The organism is Streptococcus gwangjuense (assembly GCF_003627155.1).
GTDB lineage: Bacteria > Bacillota > Bacilli > Lactobacillales > Streptococcaceae > Streptococcus > Streptococcus gwangjuensis.
The window spans coordinates 811,784-824,468 of the sequence record NZ_CP032621.1 but is presented as its reverse complement, the minus strand read 5'-3'; the positions used below and the strand labels follow the sequence as shown (position 1 = coordinate 824,468).

General features: G+C 35.2%; 21 protein-coding genes and 1 pseudogene. 7 read left to right on the top strand and 15 right to left on the bottom strand.

Annotated elements, in window-relative coordinates; genetic code table 11:
- Nucleotides 1-18: 18 nt before the first annotated feature.
- From D7D53_RS04080 to D7D53_RS04060, 5 genes are all read left to right on the top strand, one after another.
- Nucleotides 19-399 (top strand): ImmA/IrrE family metallo-endopeptidase, encoded by a 381-nt coding sequence (locus tag D7D53_RS04080; RefSeq protein WP_120770222.1) that lies wholly within the window; start codon nucleotides 19-21, stop codon nucleotides 397-399.
- A 37-nt stretch (nucleotides 400-436) separates the two neighbouring features.
- Nucleotides 437-1,108, top strand: a complete 672-nt coding sequence (locus D7D53_RS04075; RefSeq protein ID WP_120770221.1) for a zinc ribbon domain-containing protein — start codon at nucleotides 437-439, stop codon at nucleotides 1,106-1,108.
- A gap of 130 nt (nucleotides 1,109-1,238) precedes the next feature.
- Nucleotides 1,239-2,003 (top strand): type II toxin-antitoxin system PemK/MazF family toxin, encoded by a 765-nt coding sequence (locus tag D7D53_RS04070; protein ID WP_120770220.1) that lies wholly within the window; start codon nucleotides 1,239-1,241, stop codon nucleotides 2,001-2,003.
- 231 nt (nucleotides 2,004-2,234) lie between these two features.
- Nucleotides 2,235-2,831, top strand: coding sequence for a CD20-like domain-containing protein (locus tag D7D53_RS04065; RefSeq protein ID WP_120770219.1), 597 nt, complete (start codon nucleotides 2,235-2,237; stop codon nucleotides 2,829-2,831).
- Nucleotides 2,832-2,960: 129 nt separating this feature from the next.
- Nucleotides 2,961-4,094 carry a tyrosine-type recombinase/integrase gene (locus D7D53_RS04060; RefSeq protein WP_218961677.1) on the top strand — a complete coding sequence of 378 codons (1,134 nt, stop codon included), beginning with the start codon at nucleotides 2,961-2,963 and terminating at the stop codon, nucleotides 4,092-4,094.
- A gap of 456 nt (nucleotides 4,095-4,550) precedes the next feature.
- Here the strand turns inward: D7D53_RS04060 and D7D53_RS04055 are convergent, their stop codons facing one another.
- From D7D53_RS04055 to D7D53_RS03995, 15 genes and pseudogenes are all read right to left on the bottom strand, one after another.
- Complete coding sequence (locus D7D53_RS04055) at nucleotides 4,551-4,961, bottom strand: hypothetical protein (protein ID WP_049540168.1); 411 nt, start codon at nucleotides 4,959-4,961, stop codon at nucleotides 4,551-4,553.
- A 17-nt stretch (nucleotides 4,962-4,978) separates the two neighbouring features.
- Nucleotides 4,979-5,254, bottom strand: a complete 276-nt coding sequence (locus D7D53_RS04050) for a hypothetical protein (RefSeq protein WP_245941810.1) — start codon at nucleotides 5,252-5,254, stop codon at nucleotides 4,979-4,981.
- A gap of 43 nt (nucleotides 5,255-5,297) precedes the next feature.
- Nucleotides 5,298-5,726: a replication protein gene (locus D7D53_RS04045; RefSeq protein WP_120770218.1), complete on the bottom strand. Its 429-nt coding sequence runs from the start codon at nucleotides 5,724-5,726 to the stop codon at nucleotides 5,298-5,300.
- 45 nt (nucleotides 5,727-5,771) lie between these two features.
- Nucleotides 5,772-6,383 carry a hypothetical protein gene (locus D7D53_RS04040; RefSeq protein ID WP_120770217.1) on the bottom strand — a complete coding sequence of 204 codons (612 nt, stop codon included), beginning with the start codon at nucleotides 6,381-6,383 and terminating at the stop codon, nucleotides 5,772-5,774.
- A 91-nt stretch (nucleotides 6,384-6,474) separates the two neighbouring features.
- The gene (locus tag D7D53_RS10000) at nucleotides 6,475-6,648 is read right to left on the bottom strand and encodes a hypothetical protein (protein WP_162927870.1); all 174 of its coding nucleotides are present in this window, start codon (nucleotides 6,646-6,648) and stop codon (nucleotides 6,475-6,477) included.
- A 234-nt stretch (nucleotides 6,649-6,882) separates the two neighbouring features.
- Entirely contained in the window at nucleotides 6,883-7,743 is an 861-nt protein-coding gene (locus D7D53_RS04035) for a DnaA ATPase domain-containing protein (RefSeq protein ID WP_120770216.1), read from the bottom strand.
- A gap of 11 nt (nucleotides 7,744-7,754) precedes the next feature.
- A complete protein-coding gene (locus D7D53_RS04030) occupies nucleotides 7,755-8,594 on the bottom strand; it encodes a DnaD domain protein (protein WP_120770215.1) in 840 nt (279 codons plus the stop codon).
- A gap of 74 nt (nucleotides 8,595-8,668) precedes the next feature.
- Nucleotides 8,669-8,884, bottom strand: a complete 216-nt coding sequence (locus tag D7D53_RS04025; RefSeq protein ID WP_120770214.1) for a hypothetical protein — start codon at nucleotides 8,882-8,884, stop codon at nucleotides 8,669-8,671.
- 97 nt (nucleotides 8,885-8,981) lie between these two features.
- Nucleotides 8,982-9,116, bottom strand: a pseudogene (locus D7D53_RS10340) (BOW99_gp33 family protein); the annotation flags it as partial.
- 6 nt (nucleotides 9,117-9,122) lie between these two features.
- Entirely contained in the window at nucleotides 9,123-9,281 is a 159-nt protein-coding gene (locus D7D53_RS09995) for a hypothetical protein (protein WP_162927869.1), read from the bottom strand.
- A 10-nt stretch (nucleotides 9,282-9,291) separates the two neighbouring features.
- Entirely contained in the window at nucleotides 9,292-9,558 is a 267-nt protein-coding gene (locus D7D53_RS04015; protein ID WP_120770212.1) for a hypothetical protein, read from the bottom strand.
- A 9-nt stretch (nucleotides 9,559-9,567) separates the two neighbouring features.
- Nucleotides 9,568-9,771, bottom strand: a complete 204-nt coding sequence (locus tag D7D53_RS04010) for a hypothetical protein (RefSeq protein WP_120770211.1) — start codon at nucleotides 9,769-9,771, stop codon at nucleotides 9,568-9,570.
- Nucleotides 9,764-9,967 carry a hypothetical protein gene (locus D7D53_RS04005; protein ID WP_049548471.1) on the bottom strand — a complete coding sequence of 68 codons (204 nt, stop codon included), beginning with the start codon at nucleotides 9,965-9,967 and terminating at the stop codon, nucleotides 9,764-9,766. Before D7D53_RS04005 ends, D7D53_RS04010 begins: the two co-directional genes overlap by 8 nt.
- Nucleotides 9,957-10,229 (bottom strand): hypothetical protein, encoded by a 273-nt coding sequence (locus D7D53_RS04000; protein ID WP_120770210.1) that lies wholly within the window; start codon nucleotides 10,227-10,229, stop codon nucleotides 9,957-9,959. The genes D7D53_RS04005 and D7D53_RS04000 overlap by 11 nt, the downstream gene beginning before the upstream one ends.
- 182 nt (nucleotides 10,230-10,411) lie before the next feature.
- Nucleotides 10,412-10,597, bottom strand: a complete 186-nt coding sequence (locus D7D53_RS03995) for a hypothetical protein (protein WP_049548469.1) — start codon at nucleotides 10,595-10,597, stop codon at nucleotides 10,412-10,414.
- Nucleotides 10,598-10,754: 157 nt separating this feature from the next.
- Here D7D53_RS03995 and D7D53_RS03990 point away from each other — a divergent pair, with 157 nt between their 5' ends.
- Nucleotides 10,755-11,288 carry a helix-turn-helix domain-containing protein gene (locus tag D7D53_RS03990; RefSeq protein ID WP_120770209.1) on the top strand — a complete coding sequence of 178 codons (534 nt, stop codon included), beginning with the start codon at nucleotides 10,755-10,757 and terminating at the stop codon, nucleotides 11,286-11,288.
- Nucleotides 11,289-11,379: 91 nt separating this feature from the next.
- Nucleotides 11,380-12,543, top strand: a complete 1,164-nt coding sequence (locus D7D53_RS03985; RefSeq protein ID WP_120770208.1) for a tyrosine-type recombinase/integrase — start codon at nucleotides 11,380-11,382, stop codon at nucleotides 12,541-12,543.
- Nucleotides 12,544-12,685: the final 142 nt, after the last annotated feature.

Here is a 12,685-nt window from a genome sequence, read left to right as displayed (position 1 = left end):
TTTGAAGGATGATAGCCTATGACTATTGAAGAGCTAGTTGACTCACACGGTGTCACTCTCGCTTACTTTGATAACGAACTTTGGCAAAGACCTGGAGTTTATATCAAAGAAATCAGTATTATCTTTATAAACCGTGAACTGTCCGAAGATGCAAAAAAACGGGTCATATACCACGAATTAGGACATCTGGAACATTCTACTGTACTATATCAAAACAACCACACTAGGCGCGAGAATGAAGCTAATAGACATATGATCCATAAGTTGTTAGAAGAAGAACTCGCACTATCAGACGACCATCAATCATTCAACTATCTTCATTTCATGCAAAAACATGAGCTTAGAACAGTCGCAGACGAATTAATGGTCATTGACGAATATTATGAATTGATAGGATAATTAAGAAAAGATAACAAAATATAAATTGGAGGTCAATATGAAATTTTGTCCTGAGTGTGGTAATCCAGTAGAGGGCTACAAGTTCTGCCCAAATTGCGGTTATTCTATCGCTAACCAAGAACCTGCAGAGCAACTTCAACCAACTACGAAACCAGTTTCTCCTGCTCCTGCTGCTAAAAGCAGACGGACAGATAAAGTCGGACCGCTTGAGATTGATAGATATAATCGTACCTATCGTATTCATGGAGCTCAAAAAGCAAAAGGCTCTTCAGGATTGGTCGGAGGAGCAATTAAAGGCTCGTTAAAAGCAGGGCTTGCAATGGGAACGATGGGATTGTCTTTGATACCGTCCTTGGTTAAGAAAGATAAGAATGACACAGATTGGTATTCATTTGAGGATTTAGTGTCGTATGAATTGATTATCAATAATCAAACGGTTGTTTCTGGAGGAGTTGGTCAAGCATTGATTGCAGGTGCTATGTTTGGTGCGATTGGCGCTGTCGCAGGCGGTATTGTAGCAAAAAGAAAATCAACTTCTAAAATTTTGAACATGACAGTTCGTGTGACCTCAAACGACTTCACCAAACCAGTCATATTTATTGACTTGATTAGAAAGCCAGTAAAGAACACTTCGAAAGAGTACAAAGAAGCAGTCGAAAACGCTCAGCGAATCATGGGAGCCTTGGACGTTATCGTTCATAATTCGTAAATAAAAAAATCACCACATTCTCCGACGGCAATCTTTGAGTGTGAGGATATCGGCTATAAGAAACAACCATTAAACACGACGAGTTCCAGATTTGAAGGTGAGGTTGTCAGTGTGTATAGAGAGAAATAAAATGAACAAAGAAAATCCATATTTTGAACAAACCAAACAAAACTACATAGAAGTTGAAAAACTCTATAAACTTGGTAAAGCAAAGCATACATCTTCTAAATACAGATTTCTTGCACCAGCAGTTAAAAGACAATCTGAACAATTCTTATTTGAAGCTAAGACTCAAAAAAGAAAATATTGGAAATTCAGTCGTGGTTCTCTAGTATTCGTAGAGTTCGGTGTAAATATAGGCGGAGAATTATCAAATAATCATTGGGCGATTGTTTTAGACAAAGTAGATAGTCCTTATAAAAAAACACTCACAGTAATTCCTCTAACATCTAAAAATCAAATAGATACTGTACTCATAGACGAAATTATTGCGGAATATCCTTCTATTTTACTTGATGAATATATTGAAAAATTACACAAAGAATTATTTGCCTACCTAAAATATTTAGATTCCAATAATGCAATTACTGAAGCTGCCTTATCGGATGTCTACCAAGCTTACACAGAACAATTTTCAAACGAAATAATTCAACCTAAGATAGTAGACGATAACAACCTTAAACGAACACAATCAGAAATAACTGACATTATTGAATTAACTCAATACTACAAAAAATACATTAAGCGTTCTTATGCCAAGTGTAATAACCTTCAAACAATCAGCAAAGATAGAATTTTAAAGAAAAATAGATTAGATCCAATCGGAAAAATGAAAGTATCTGATAACACATTGGACAAAATTAACGAAAAGTTAAAAGAATTATACCTTTTTTAATCTCTTGACATTTTTTAATAATTATATTACAATACAGCTATTAGGAGTTTAGCTCCATAAAGTTTACATTGGGATTTTAGATCCATAACGTGATGGTAGCCGTATTTGATACGGCTACTTTTCTTTTTATCTAGCAACTGTTTCCATTTTGGAAATAGTTGGCATGTAAAAAACGGAAATAAAAAATGTGCAACAACTGATCCACACTAAAAGCTGATAGAGAGGTTTCTTATGAAACAAGAACGTAAAGTTTTAGGTATTCTAGCCATTATCTTCGGAGGTCTTGCACTGCTTGGCTCGTGGATGCCTATCATCAATAATTTTTCATTCCTTTTGGCTATTTTGGCTCTTATCTTCGGTTTAATTGGTTTTGCAGTAAACAGAAAAAGACCAAAAACACTAGCTATTATCGGAACTGTTTTATCTGTTGTTTCGATTGCTATAGTGCTTGCAACTCAAGCTATGTATGCTAAATCGCTTGATAAAATTGGTAAAGATGTGGAACAAGCAGTTAGCTCAGCAAGTTCTTCAATCGAATCTTCACAAAAAGAAGAAGATGCTAAATTTAACTGGACAAAAGAGCAGTTTGATGCGCTTGTTACTGGTGATATTGCTAATAGAGGTGCAGGCGGTTCTAAATACGATGATATCGTTAAAGAACACGGTGAGCCGAGCGATACTAACACAAGTACAGTGAATGATCACGAAAATAAAACAATCTCTTACACTTCGATTGGTACTAAATATAAAGCTGTTATCTTGTCATTCGCAAAACAAGATGATGGAACTTTCTTATTGATTACCAAAGTTGGTAACGGTTTGGAATAAAAAAAGACAACAAAAAATCCTCACACTCTCCGACGGCAATCTTGAGTGTGAGGAACTTACGTATAAGAAACAACCATTCAAAAGGTCGTTTTCTTATACTCATTTTAACAAAAAAGTGAGGTAAAATCAATGTGGATAGAAGAACTTCCAAACGGAAAATACAAATTCTTTGAACGATACAAAGACCCTTATACTGAGAAATGGAAAAGAGTGTCTATAACCCTTGACTCTGGATCAATAAGAGCGAAAAAAGAAGCACAGAAGCAGCTAGATGAGAAGATTGAAACTGTACTGCAGAAACTGACCACTGCTTCTGCTTTCTTCCATACAGTTTTTTCGGAATGGTGGGAATTCCATCAGAAACAAATAAAACTAAGTACGTATAAGACCATGCTTTCAACCTATAACAGAATCTCGGATAAAATCGAAGGTGGTACTAAATTAGAAAATATGGATGTGAGACTAATTCAAAGATTGCTTGATACTGAAGACTGGACTTACACCCAAAAATACCGAGTTAAATCTATTTTGAATGTTTTCTTTGATTATGCTATCGACCAAGGATTCATTGAAAATAATCCAGCAAGAAAAGCAAAGTTACCTCGAAAAAAACAAAGCTTGGAGCAGATTAAAAATGCGAAAGACAAATACCTGGAACCGAAAGAATATAAAGAAATTTTGAAAGAACTGTATAGAAAAGATATCACTCTAAGATATGCTTTAGCCTGTGAATTCATGATCCTGAATGGTTGCCGGCTTGGAGAGCTAGCTGGCCTTACGCTAGATAAATATCACAAAGATAGCAAGACATTAGACATCCATACAACATTCAACCGATATATTCCAGACGATGATGGGCCTAAAACATTTGCAAGCTTTCGAACTACACACTTAACAAAAAGAGAGATTGAGATACTAGATAAAATGATTGAACTTAACCAGATCAGTGAAAAAACTGACCTAAATTGGCACAAAAGCGCTCGTATATTTGTCACAAACACTGGTAAGCCGATTCATAGTTCAATTCTAAGCAAGTCGCTTCAGAGAGCAAATGAGCGCCTTAAAAAGCCAATTCCCAAACATCTGTCCCCTCACATCTTCAGACATACAACTATTAGCATTTTAGCTGAAAATAAAATTCCGCTAAAAACAATCATGGATAGGGTTGGACATTCTGATTCTGATGTCACAACTTCTATCTATACCCACGTCACAAAGAATATGAAAGATGAAGCAATCAATGTCTTAGATAGGGTTTTATGAAAAAAATTTTATAAGAAAGTTTTGCCCCTTTTTTGCCCCCTGAACAGAAAAAAAGCCCTTCGGATAAAATCCGAGGGGCTTAAAACGTTGTTAAATCAACTATTATTTTTTCAAGTTATATACCTATAATAAAGTACCCCAAAAATGCACAATTTTAAAGAGCTTATTTTGTCTAATCTAGTAAAAGTGACAAGGTACAAACAAGTAGGGTATTTTTGAGGGGTAACAAAAAAGGTAATAAAATTGACGAGTTCAGCAGGCAAGAGAAATAGCACTTTTCATAGTGTTATTTTTTTAATTCAGCAATGGAGTAGGCACTTAATTGATAGAAACAAAAAGCACCTAGTTTCCTAGATGCTAGCACAATAGCCCGGATTCGAACCGGAATCTCCTCAATCAAGGCGCAATCCCTATATACTACTCATTGTACTTTGGTTTATTATATCATACAATCAATTAGATATCTACCAAGTCATGATACGCTCCCATATTCGGTAATGGAATAATACTAAAATACAAATCTGAATAAGTTTCAAACCATTTATTTAGCTTGTTATAGGCTGACGACTGACTAACAAATAATATACGTTGACAAGCTCCGATAACATTCATGTGATTATACACATAAACCTCTTTAATGGCCGTTAAAAAATCGTCTTCACTAGTCTGTACCCTAATATCTGTTATCTGTTTAATCGTGGTGTATTTTTTATAAGCAAGCAGATCTTGCTTTTTAGCAGCATCAAACATTTTACTCTCAAGGACACTATACTTAGGATTTTCTTTATCTCTCATGAAATACCACTTGAGCCATAAAATTTTTTCTCTGTGGATTACTGAAATACGCTCAATTTTCTTCTTTGGCATGATTACCTCCTAAATTATTAATCTAATAGCTTTAACCACTCACTTTTTGAGATTGTTGTATAAGGTTCATCTAGCGCGTGATATAAAGGTTCTAAACCTTTGTTAAATCGGATATAGTCCATTTTATCCTCATGCTTTGGAAAATATAAGATTCCTGTTTCATCTTCATTTAGACTACGGTTACACCAATCATCAACGATAACCTGCACTTCCCATTCACGCCACTTTTTAAGGTTTTCTAAAAGTTCAATATCACTAAATAACTCACCATCAACTTGGAAAAATTCTCCCAAATCATCGTTACCCTCGACGATGATAACTTCAGGCGTATTTCTACTACTTAATAATTCCTTGAGTTCTTGTAACTCTTTGATCTCCTTTAGATACTTCCTCAATTTCTAACCTCAATTCTTCAATTTGTCTTACTACTCCAAAAATTTCATGAGTTTTATATGATTGTTCAAGTATAGCTTTTGCTGCTTGAGTTCTTATAAACGGGTTAACCTTAGAATCCATCATAATATCATTGAGTACAGAAACAGCATTGGATGAGGCTAGATATAGCATCTGTGTAGTTTTATCCATCATCTCATCTTGTTTTAGTCTCAATGTTTTTTTAACTGCTGCAACCTTTAGATACTTATGACCTGTTGCCCTTGACACCCCTGCTTTTTGGCACGCTTTTTCTATCGTTGGCTCGGTAAGCATGGCATCTATGAATTTTATTTGTTTGGATGTAAGGCCATCATTTTCATTTCCTGCCATCTATTACCTCCTTGTTATCAAAATAAAGGGTTCCCCCTTTATTTCTTATGCTAGATATTTACGCAATTCTTCATCCAGCGACTCAATATTGCTTTCAACAATCATCTCATGTTGCATTAAATCAATCTTATCACCGTTGATATATAAACCATCATGGAAGTAATTAATTTTCCTAGTAAAGAAAATGATTAATTTTTCAAGAAGATTTTGTTGTTTGAATTGATCTATATCAATTTCAATATAAGAAAGATCAGCATCATTTTCGATAATATTCTCTAACTTTCTAATTGCTAAAGGTTTATTCTTATACTTTTCTAAATATTCTTTCATTTCTACCGCTGTTGGCTTGATACTAGAAAATAAAGATAAATCAGCTACATCATCTGCTGTAATAGACTCTTCTTTTGATTTAAGATTTTCTAATTCAATATTTTTCTCTTTTTCTAGTTGTTGACACAGCATTTGAAAAGTATTAGAAGAATAATTTTCTGCATCTTTTTTATATTTCAGCAGTGTTTCTTCTGCATAAACTTTTCCGATTAACTGTTTGTGTAATTTATCTTGAAAATCGTCCTGCATGGCGATATAACCACGCATATATTCTATTTTTTTCTTCCCAAATGCTTGAATGTCATTTTTAAGTGTTGTAAGTGTCATGTTATCCTCCTTATGACAAAAAGTAAAAGAGGTATGACAAAAGAGTGTTAAACTCAATTATCATACCTCTGGTTTTTCCAGTCAGTATTTATTAACAATGTCCTCCAGTGGTCACTTCCTTATAAACTAACTGCCCATCTTGAGCTTTTAGCTTAATACTCCCGTGTTCTGGAATTTCAATGTACTTTATTATACCATTTTTTGAGTATAAAACAAAGCCTTTCTCCATCATTTCTAATAATTTATTATCCTTGTTTTCAGTCATGAATTTCTCCTTTATTTCGATTTATTATAATCTGAATATCCCTAGTCTATTGATTTGACTAGGTTTTTAAGGTTCGTGTTATAAAATACTACCCTTTTTGTGTACCTAATAGTTGTTTTTCGTCATTGATTAAATTACCATGCTTGATTAGTTTGGTCGAGGAAAGCATAGTAATTTTTTTAGAGGCGATTTCTCACCCCAGGAAAAGTGTCTAGTTTTGTTTAGATTTGTAAGTCAATTACTTCCATTTAACTGCTTTACCTTATTTTTTAACTGATTAATTGAGTATCGCTTATCCTTGATCGTGAATGACTTGAAAAAGTTACCCTCTAGGCCAGTTCTGACACGGCTGGCCACTCGATCACTATACAAGCTAGCAATCTCTGAGCTACTTAGATTTGTAGTAATAATGGTTTTATCTCGATTACTGAGAATATCAAAAATAAACCCTTCTTCCCAAACTGATTTACCTTTACTACTAGCGTTGTCCGATTTTATACCTAAATCATCAAGTACTAGGTAATCAACCTCTTTCAGCATTCTTGAGTAGTGCCCCTCTAGACTAGTAGGAGCGTTAAAGCTCTCTCGAACTCGTCTAAGGATTTCTGTTAGATTGACAAATAACACGCTTTTAGGCTCTCCTTTAGCCTTGTAGCCCTCGTTTATTGCCTTAGCAATAGCTACGCTTAAATGACTCTTTCCTATCCCTGTAGATCCTGTAAATAGGGTATTCCCTGTCATGCCGTCCAGGTATTTCTCTACTTGCACTCTAGCAAACTCCAGTAGTTGCTTTTCCTCGGCTGTCTCAACTATGAAATTCTCAAAGCTAGCCTCTTTAAGCTCTCTAGGGATCGTACTGTCTCGCATGAGCACATTATAGGTTTTTAGGTAGGTCTCAGCATTCAAGCTATTATCTACTCCCTCCCTATCCTGTCTCTCTATTAGTTCCTTTGTGCATTCAGGGCAAAACTCTTGTATACTTCGTTCCTTACTACCCCTCTTAGGTGTTGAAATTTGCCAATAATTGACCTTGTGAACCTCACATACCTTTTCACTAATTTTTCTGTTGTTATATTGCTCAAATTTATTTTCCATTGCTTACCCTCCTAAAATGGATTTTCTTCTGTTCGTGTTTTCAGCCATTCTTCACGGCTCATAGGTTCTGATTGCTTAGGAGATTGTTTCCTAGCCTCACGCGCTGCAAAGCTATTTCTAACAAGTTCCACCGTCAATAGATTGTCCTGTTTCCAACGATTAAGGATTGCCTTGATGTATGCAAAGTTTGCTTTACCCTGGCTGACAGCTTCTTTTAACGCCTCATGGATAAGCTCTGGGCTAAAATCTTCTAGCATATACTTCAATTCTTGAATTTGTAACGGTGATAATGCTTTACCTGTCTCAGCTTCAAAAGATTTATAGAGATTTACAAATTCTTGATTGAGGGTAGAGGGAGTGGGTGATTGTTCTTTATCTACTTCTACCTCTTTCTCTAACTCTTTCTCTATCTCTTTCTCTTTCTCTTTCTCTGTTGGACACGAGTTGGAAAATGTCAAAGATGGTTGGACTTCTTCCAATTTTCCTTTTTTTCGTTGTTCACGTTTATAGTTTGCCCAGTTTGTTTCACTCTCAACCAAGGCTTTTGCCTGTGATAGTTCTGCGTTTTTATCTTCATCAATTTGTATTAGACCACACTTAGTAAAGTATGCCATGGTCATATCTATATCATCTTCCGATACATCTAATTTTAGGGCTAACTCTTCCTTGAGATTGTCAAAGTAACCCTCATAGTATAAAATACAGTCACTTTCTAAGCTCTCTAGCATGAGCCTAATATAAATGACTGTCATGGTGTACCCGCCAGGTACCGTCTTTAGCCTCTTGATAAAAATATTATCAAAAAATTTCTTATCAATTTTTAGCCAAAAATAGACTTTTGTTTTTGCCATTGTTCCCTCCTTTGATTATTTATAATTCTCTAACTTGATTAGTTTTAATACTCTCTTACGACTACTTGCTAAACTCATTCAATTCCTCCCCATACATTGATCCCTGTAAGCTGAATATATCGCCCATAATCAGGGCTTAAATCCTCGCTAGGTGTTTCTATCATCTGTTTGCTTTCTCGCTCAAATTGGGCGCTTTTTTGGCGGTCTCGGTGGTTTAGATAAAGCAGCAAGCCAATCAATACCACGGAAAAGATAACCGCCTGTGTATTGGTTAAATCTAACTCATTCATTTCATTGCCTCCTCAAACTGCTCTATAAGATTACCTCTCCTATGCACCCTTTTGGTATATCAATGGTTGCAGACTGGTTACCATTTTTTCGCATCTCCTCCATTCTACGCTCATTTACTTTTCTAAAAAGTGCATATACTGGGTTATCGTCAGGGATAACATATCCATCAATACTATCTCTTTTTGTCCCGTCGGCCATCGTATGAGTTACGGTATAATGTTCTTTTACCATTCGGTTTCACCTCCAAATTGTTCTATGATTTAATTTTGTTACACGTTCAATCAATTCATCGCGCATGTTTCCTGGTACTTTATCACTGATAAATACCACATCTAAATTAGGTGAGTAATGGGCTCTACCTCTCCATCCATCACCATCAATAACAACCACTTTCAAAATAGACCTCCTAGCGTACAGTAAGAAAGTTAATCACATCAGAAACCTTAAAATAAAGTTTCTTGCTGCTTTCAAAAGGGGATTGATACGATACAAGCCCAATATCTATCCAATTTTTTAATGTTGTCCCAGAAATATCTAGCTCATCTTTGAGTTCCTTAGCAGTGATTAAACCTGTTTTCTTTTGTAACTTCTTCTCTAGCTCCAGCTTTTGTTGTGCTAGTCTATCAACTCTATCTAATAAGTCCTGTTCAAATTCAACTGAAAATGTCGCCATACTCCCCTCCTAATTGTAATCCTTGTTTGAGAACGAAATATATGCCCCGTAGCGCTCTTTTACATGGTCTGCGGTGTTTCCCTCCACTTTATCAATTTTGGGAGTAATATCAAGCTCTATATAGCTTTCATAACGCCATAATAGGACTAGAATAAACAAGCATATAATAATTAAGATAATACTTTGTGTTGGTGTTAGATTTAATTCATTCATTGCTAAACTCCTTGAAAAATCTATCTGATAATTCTGTATGTTCTAAAACAAGATACTTTAGCCCATTGATTGCTACCGTTACAAGATCTGTTGTTTTGTCTTGGTCAATATCAGTAATAGATATCTCTAAAGTGCTAATTACACTTTCTAGCTCAGTACATAGCAATTCATAGCTACTTAAAATCTTATCGTTCATGTTGTGTAATAACCTCCAATTCTTTATCATCACAATTTATCAACTTACAAGCGATCTGGTCTAATTCTTGATATGCTTGATCTGTCATTTCAAAAATAACGCTAAATGCTTGTTTCATTTGATGGTGTAAAACTGTGCTATCTGCTCCAGAATTATCAGCAAGTAATAAAGCTTTACTTAGCTGTTGAATAATTTCAATATGTGGGAGTAACTTAGCTATTTTGTTGCCTTGTCGCTTGATGTTTTGTGTACTCAATGTCATTTTTGATTTTTTCCTTTATTTTTGGTAAAATTAGAATAGAAATATTTGATAAGGGGAGGATTGTTTTTCTCTCCCTTACTAAATACCTAACAAAACCACGCGCCTTGCCTTTGCTTGAGTTTTGTTATTTTTCCTTAGCCGTGTACGTTGGTTTGGTCGCCTGTACACGGCTTTTTTGTATCTTAATAGCCTTTTGCTAGCCATTCCATGACTTTCGTATAAACCGTTTTCTTAACTGTTCCACCCTGTACCACTTTTTTATAAGTGATTGGGTTAATACCAATAGCCTGTGCTGCCGCTTTAGCTGTCAACATGCTATCTGCTTGCTTACGACGCACAGCTTTAGCTTGATTTTCAGTGATAATCATGTATTTCCTCCTCTCTTTTTGTATCCGAACGGATATTTAATTACAAGGTTATTTTATATCTAAACGGTTACTTTGTCAAGTGTTTTAATAAAAAAATATATTTTTGGCTACATTTTTAGATTTTATGTTATAATCTTATTGAAACGGAGGTCATATAATGGGTGAATTAAAAGTCACAAATAGTACCAATATCAAAACTTTAAGAAAAGAGAAGAAGCTCACACAAGAAGAGCTAGCATCAATTATTGGTGTTACTAAATTAACAATTTTACGCTGGGAAAACGGCGAAAGAGTTCCCAAAGCTGACAAAGCCCAACTTCTAGCAGATTATTTCGGTGTAACTGTCCCATATCTTCTAGGCTATGAAAAAGAAATAAATAGCGCACTATATGAAACGTTACCGACTGTCATACAAAGAACTGATGAGCAGTATGAACATTACTTGGAGCTCTACAAATCTGCTGTGATAGAGGTAAACAATCAGTTGGATAATGTTGTAAAAGCACTTAATCCAGAAAAACAGTTCTCTTTTGAAAAAATAAGTGAACTCTTAATAGCTTTAGCTGGTGAAATAAGCAAATTAGAAACCTCATCAGAAGCACTTCTAAAATTAAAAGATATTCAAATTCAAAACATTACAATGAAACATGAATTTGAACAATTCAAAAACTACTTTGAAAATAAGCAATAAAGCCAATTATCGAATAATAACAGTTACTCGTGTATAAATACCTAACAAAATCACGCGCCTTGCCTGCTGATGGAAAGAAAGGTACAAATACATGAATATCAAAGAGAAAATCAAAAAGAATGGCCAAAGAGTTTATTATGCTAGTGTTTATCTAGGCGTTGACCAACTAACGGGCAAAAAAGCCCGTACAACTGTTACAGCAACCACTAAAAAGGGCGTTAAAGTAAAAGCGCGTGATGCGATCAATACTTTTGCTGCTAATGGCTATACAGTTAAAGACAAGCCGACAATTACAACATATAATGAGCTTGTAAAAGTTTGGTGGGATAGTTACAAGAATACAGTTAAGCCAAATACTCGACAATCTATGGATGGATTGGTTAGAGTGCATTTATTGCCCGTATTTGGCGATTACAAGCTTTCTAAACTCACTACGCCTATTCTTCAACAGCAAGTAAATAAATGGGCTGACAAGTCAAATAAAGGCGAAAAAGGAGCATTTGCTAACTACTCTTTGCTCCATAACATGAATAAGCGTATTTTGAAATATGGCGTAGCTATCCAGGTAATACAATACAACCCAGCTAATGATGTCATCGTTCCACGCAAACAGCAGAAAGAAAAGGCTGCTGTCAAATACTTAGACAACAAAGAATTAAAACAGTTTCTTGATTATTTAGATGCTCTGGATCAATCAAATTATGAGAACTTATTTGATGTTGTTCTGTATAAGACTTTATTGGCCACTGGTTGCCGTATTAGTGAGGCTCTAGCTCTTGAATGGTCTGATATTGACCTAGAAAGCGGTGTTATCAGCATCAATAAGACACTAAACCGCTATCAGGAAATAAATTCACCTAAATCAAGCGCTGGTTATCGAGATATACCAATAGACAAAGCCACATTATTTTTACTGAAACAATACAAAAACCGTCAACAAATTCAGTCTTGGAAATTAGGCAGATCTGAAACGGTTGTATTCTCTGTATTTACAGAAAAATATGCTTATGCTTGTAACTTACGCAAACGCCTAAATAAGCATTTTGATGCTGCAGGAGTAACTAACGTATCATTTCATGGTTTCCGCCATACACATACTACTATGATGCTCTACGCTCAAGCTAGCCCTAAAGATGTTCAGTACAGACTGGGACACTCTAATTTAATGATCACTGAAAATACTTACTGGCATACTAACCAAGAGAATGCAAAAAAAGCCGTCTCAAATTATGAAACAGCTATCAGCAATTTATAAAAAATAAGGGTGACCCATTTCCGGGCTACCCTCTTACTATACCAAAAATTAGTAGGGGTAGTAAAAAGGGTATTAAATTATAAAAAGCACTAAGGGAAAGCGCCCCAAAGTGCTTATTTCAAAGGCTTTATAGCCCCTCATC

Excerpts from the sequence above, each read along its gene's own strand:
- D7D53_RS04080 (WP_120770222.1), top strand. The coding sequence starts at position 19 with ATGACTATTGAAGAGCTAGTTGACTCACACGGTGTCACTCTCGCTTAC.
- D7D53_RS04075 (WP_120770221.1), top strand. The coding sequence starts at position 437 with ATGAAATTTTGTCCTGAGTGTGGTAATCCAGTAGAGGGCTACAAGTTC.
- D7D53_RS04070 (WP_120770220.1), top strand. The coding sequence starts at position 1,239 with ATGAACAAAGAAAATCCATATTTTGAACAAACCAAACAAAACTACATA.
- D7D53_RS04065 (WP_120770219.1), top strand. The coding sequence starts at position 2,235 with ATGAAACAAGAACGTAAAGTTTTAGGTATTCTAGCCATTATCTTCGGA.
- D7D53_RS04060 (WP_218961677.1), top strand. The coding sequence starts at position 2,961 with ATGTGGATAGAAGAACTTCCAAACGGAAAATACAAATTCTTTGAACGA.
- D7D53_RS04055 (WP_049540168.1), bottom strand. The coding sequence starts at position 4,961 with ATGCCAAAGAAGAAAATTGAGCGTATTTCAGTAATCCACAGAGAAAAA.
- D7D53_RS04045 (WP_120770218.1), bottom strand. The coding sequence starts at position 5,726 with ATGGCAGGAAATGAAAATGATGGCCTTACATCCAAACAAATAAAATTC.
- D7D53_RS04040 (WP_120770217.1), bottom strand. The coding sequence starts at position 6,383 with ATGACACTTACAACACTTAAAAATGACATTCAAGCATTTGGGAAGAAA.
- D7D53_RS10000 (WP_162927870.1), bottom strand. The coding sequence starts at position 6,648 with ATGACTGAAAACAAGGATAATAAATTATTAGAAATGATGGAGAAAGGC.
- D7D53_RS04035 (WP_120770216.1), bottom strand. The coding sequence starts at position 7,743 with ATGGAAAATAAATTTGAGCAATATAACAACAGAAAAATTAGTGAAAAG.
- D7D53_RS04030 (WP_120770215.1), bottom strand. The coding sequence starts at position 8,594 with ATGGCAAAAACAAAAGTCTATTTTTGGCTAAAAATTGATAAGAAATTT.
- D7D53_RS04025 (WP_120770214.1), bottom strand. The coding sequence starts at position 8,884 with ATGAATGAGTTAGATTTAACCAATACACAGGCGGTTATCTTTTCCGTG.
- D7D53_RS04015 (WP_120770212.1), bottom strand. The coding sequence starts at position 9,558 with ATGGCGACATTTTCAGTTGAATTTGAACAGGACTTATTAGATAGAGTT.
- D7D53_RS04010 (WP_120770211.1), bottom strand. The coding sequence starts at position 9,771 with ATGAATGAATTAAATCTAACACCAACACAAAGTATTATCTTAATTATT.
- D7D53_RS04005 (WP_049548471.1), bottom strand. The coding sequence starts at position 9,967 with ATGAACGATAAGATTTTAAGTAGCTATGAATTGCTATGTACTGAGCTA.
- D7D53_RS04000 (WP_120770210.1), bottom strand. The coding sequence starts at position 10,229 with ATGACATTGAGTACACAAAACATCAAGCGACAAGGCAACAAAATAGCT.
- D7D53_RS03995 (WP_049548469.1), bottom strand. The coding sequence starts at position 10,597 with ATGATTATCACTGAAAATCAAGCTAAAGCTGTGCGTCGTAAGCAAGCA.
- D7D53_RS03990 (WP_120770209.1), top strand. The coding sequence starts at position 10,755 with ATGGGTGAATTAAAAGTCACAAATAGTACCAATATCAAAACTTTAAGA.
- D7D53_RS03985 (WP_120770208.1), top strand. The coding sequence starts at position 11,380 with ATGAATATCAAAGAGAAAATCAAAAAGAATGGCCAAAGAGTTTATTAT.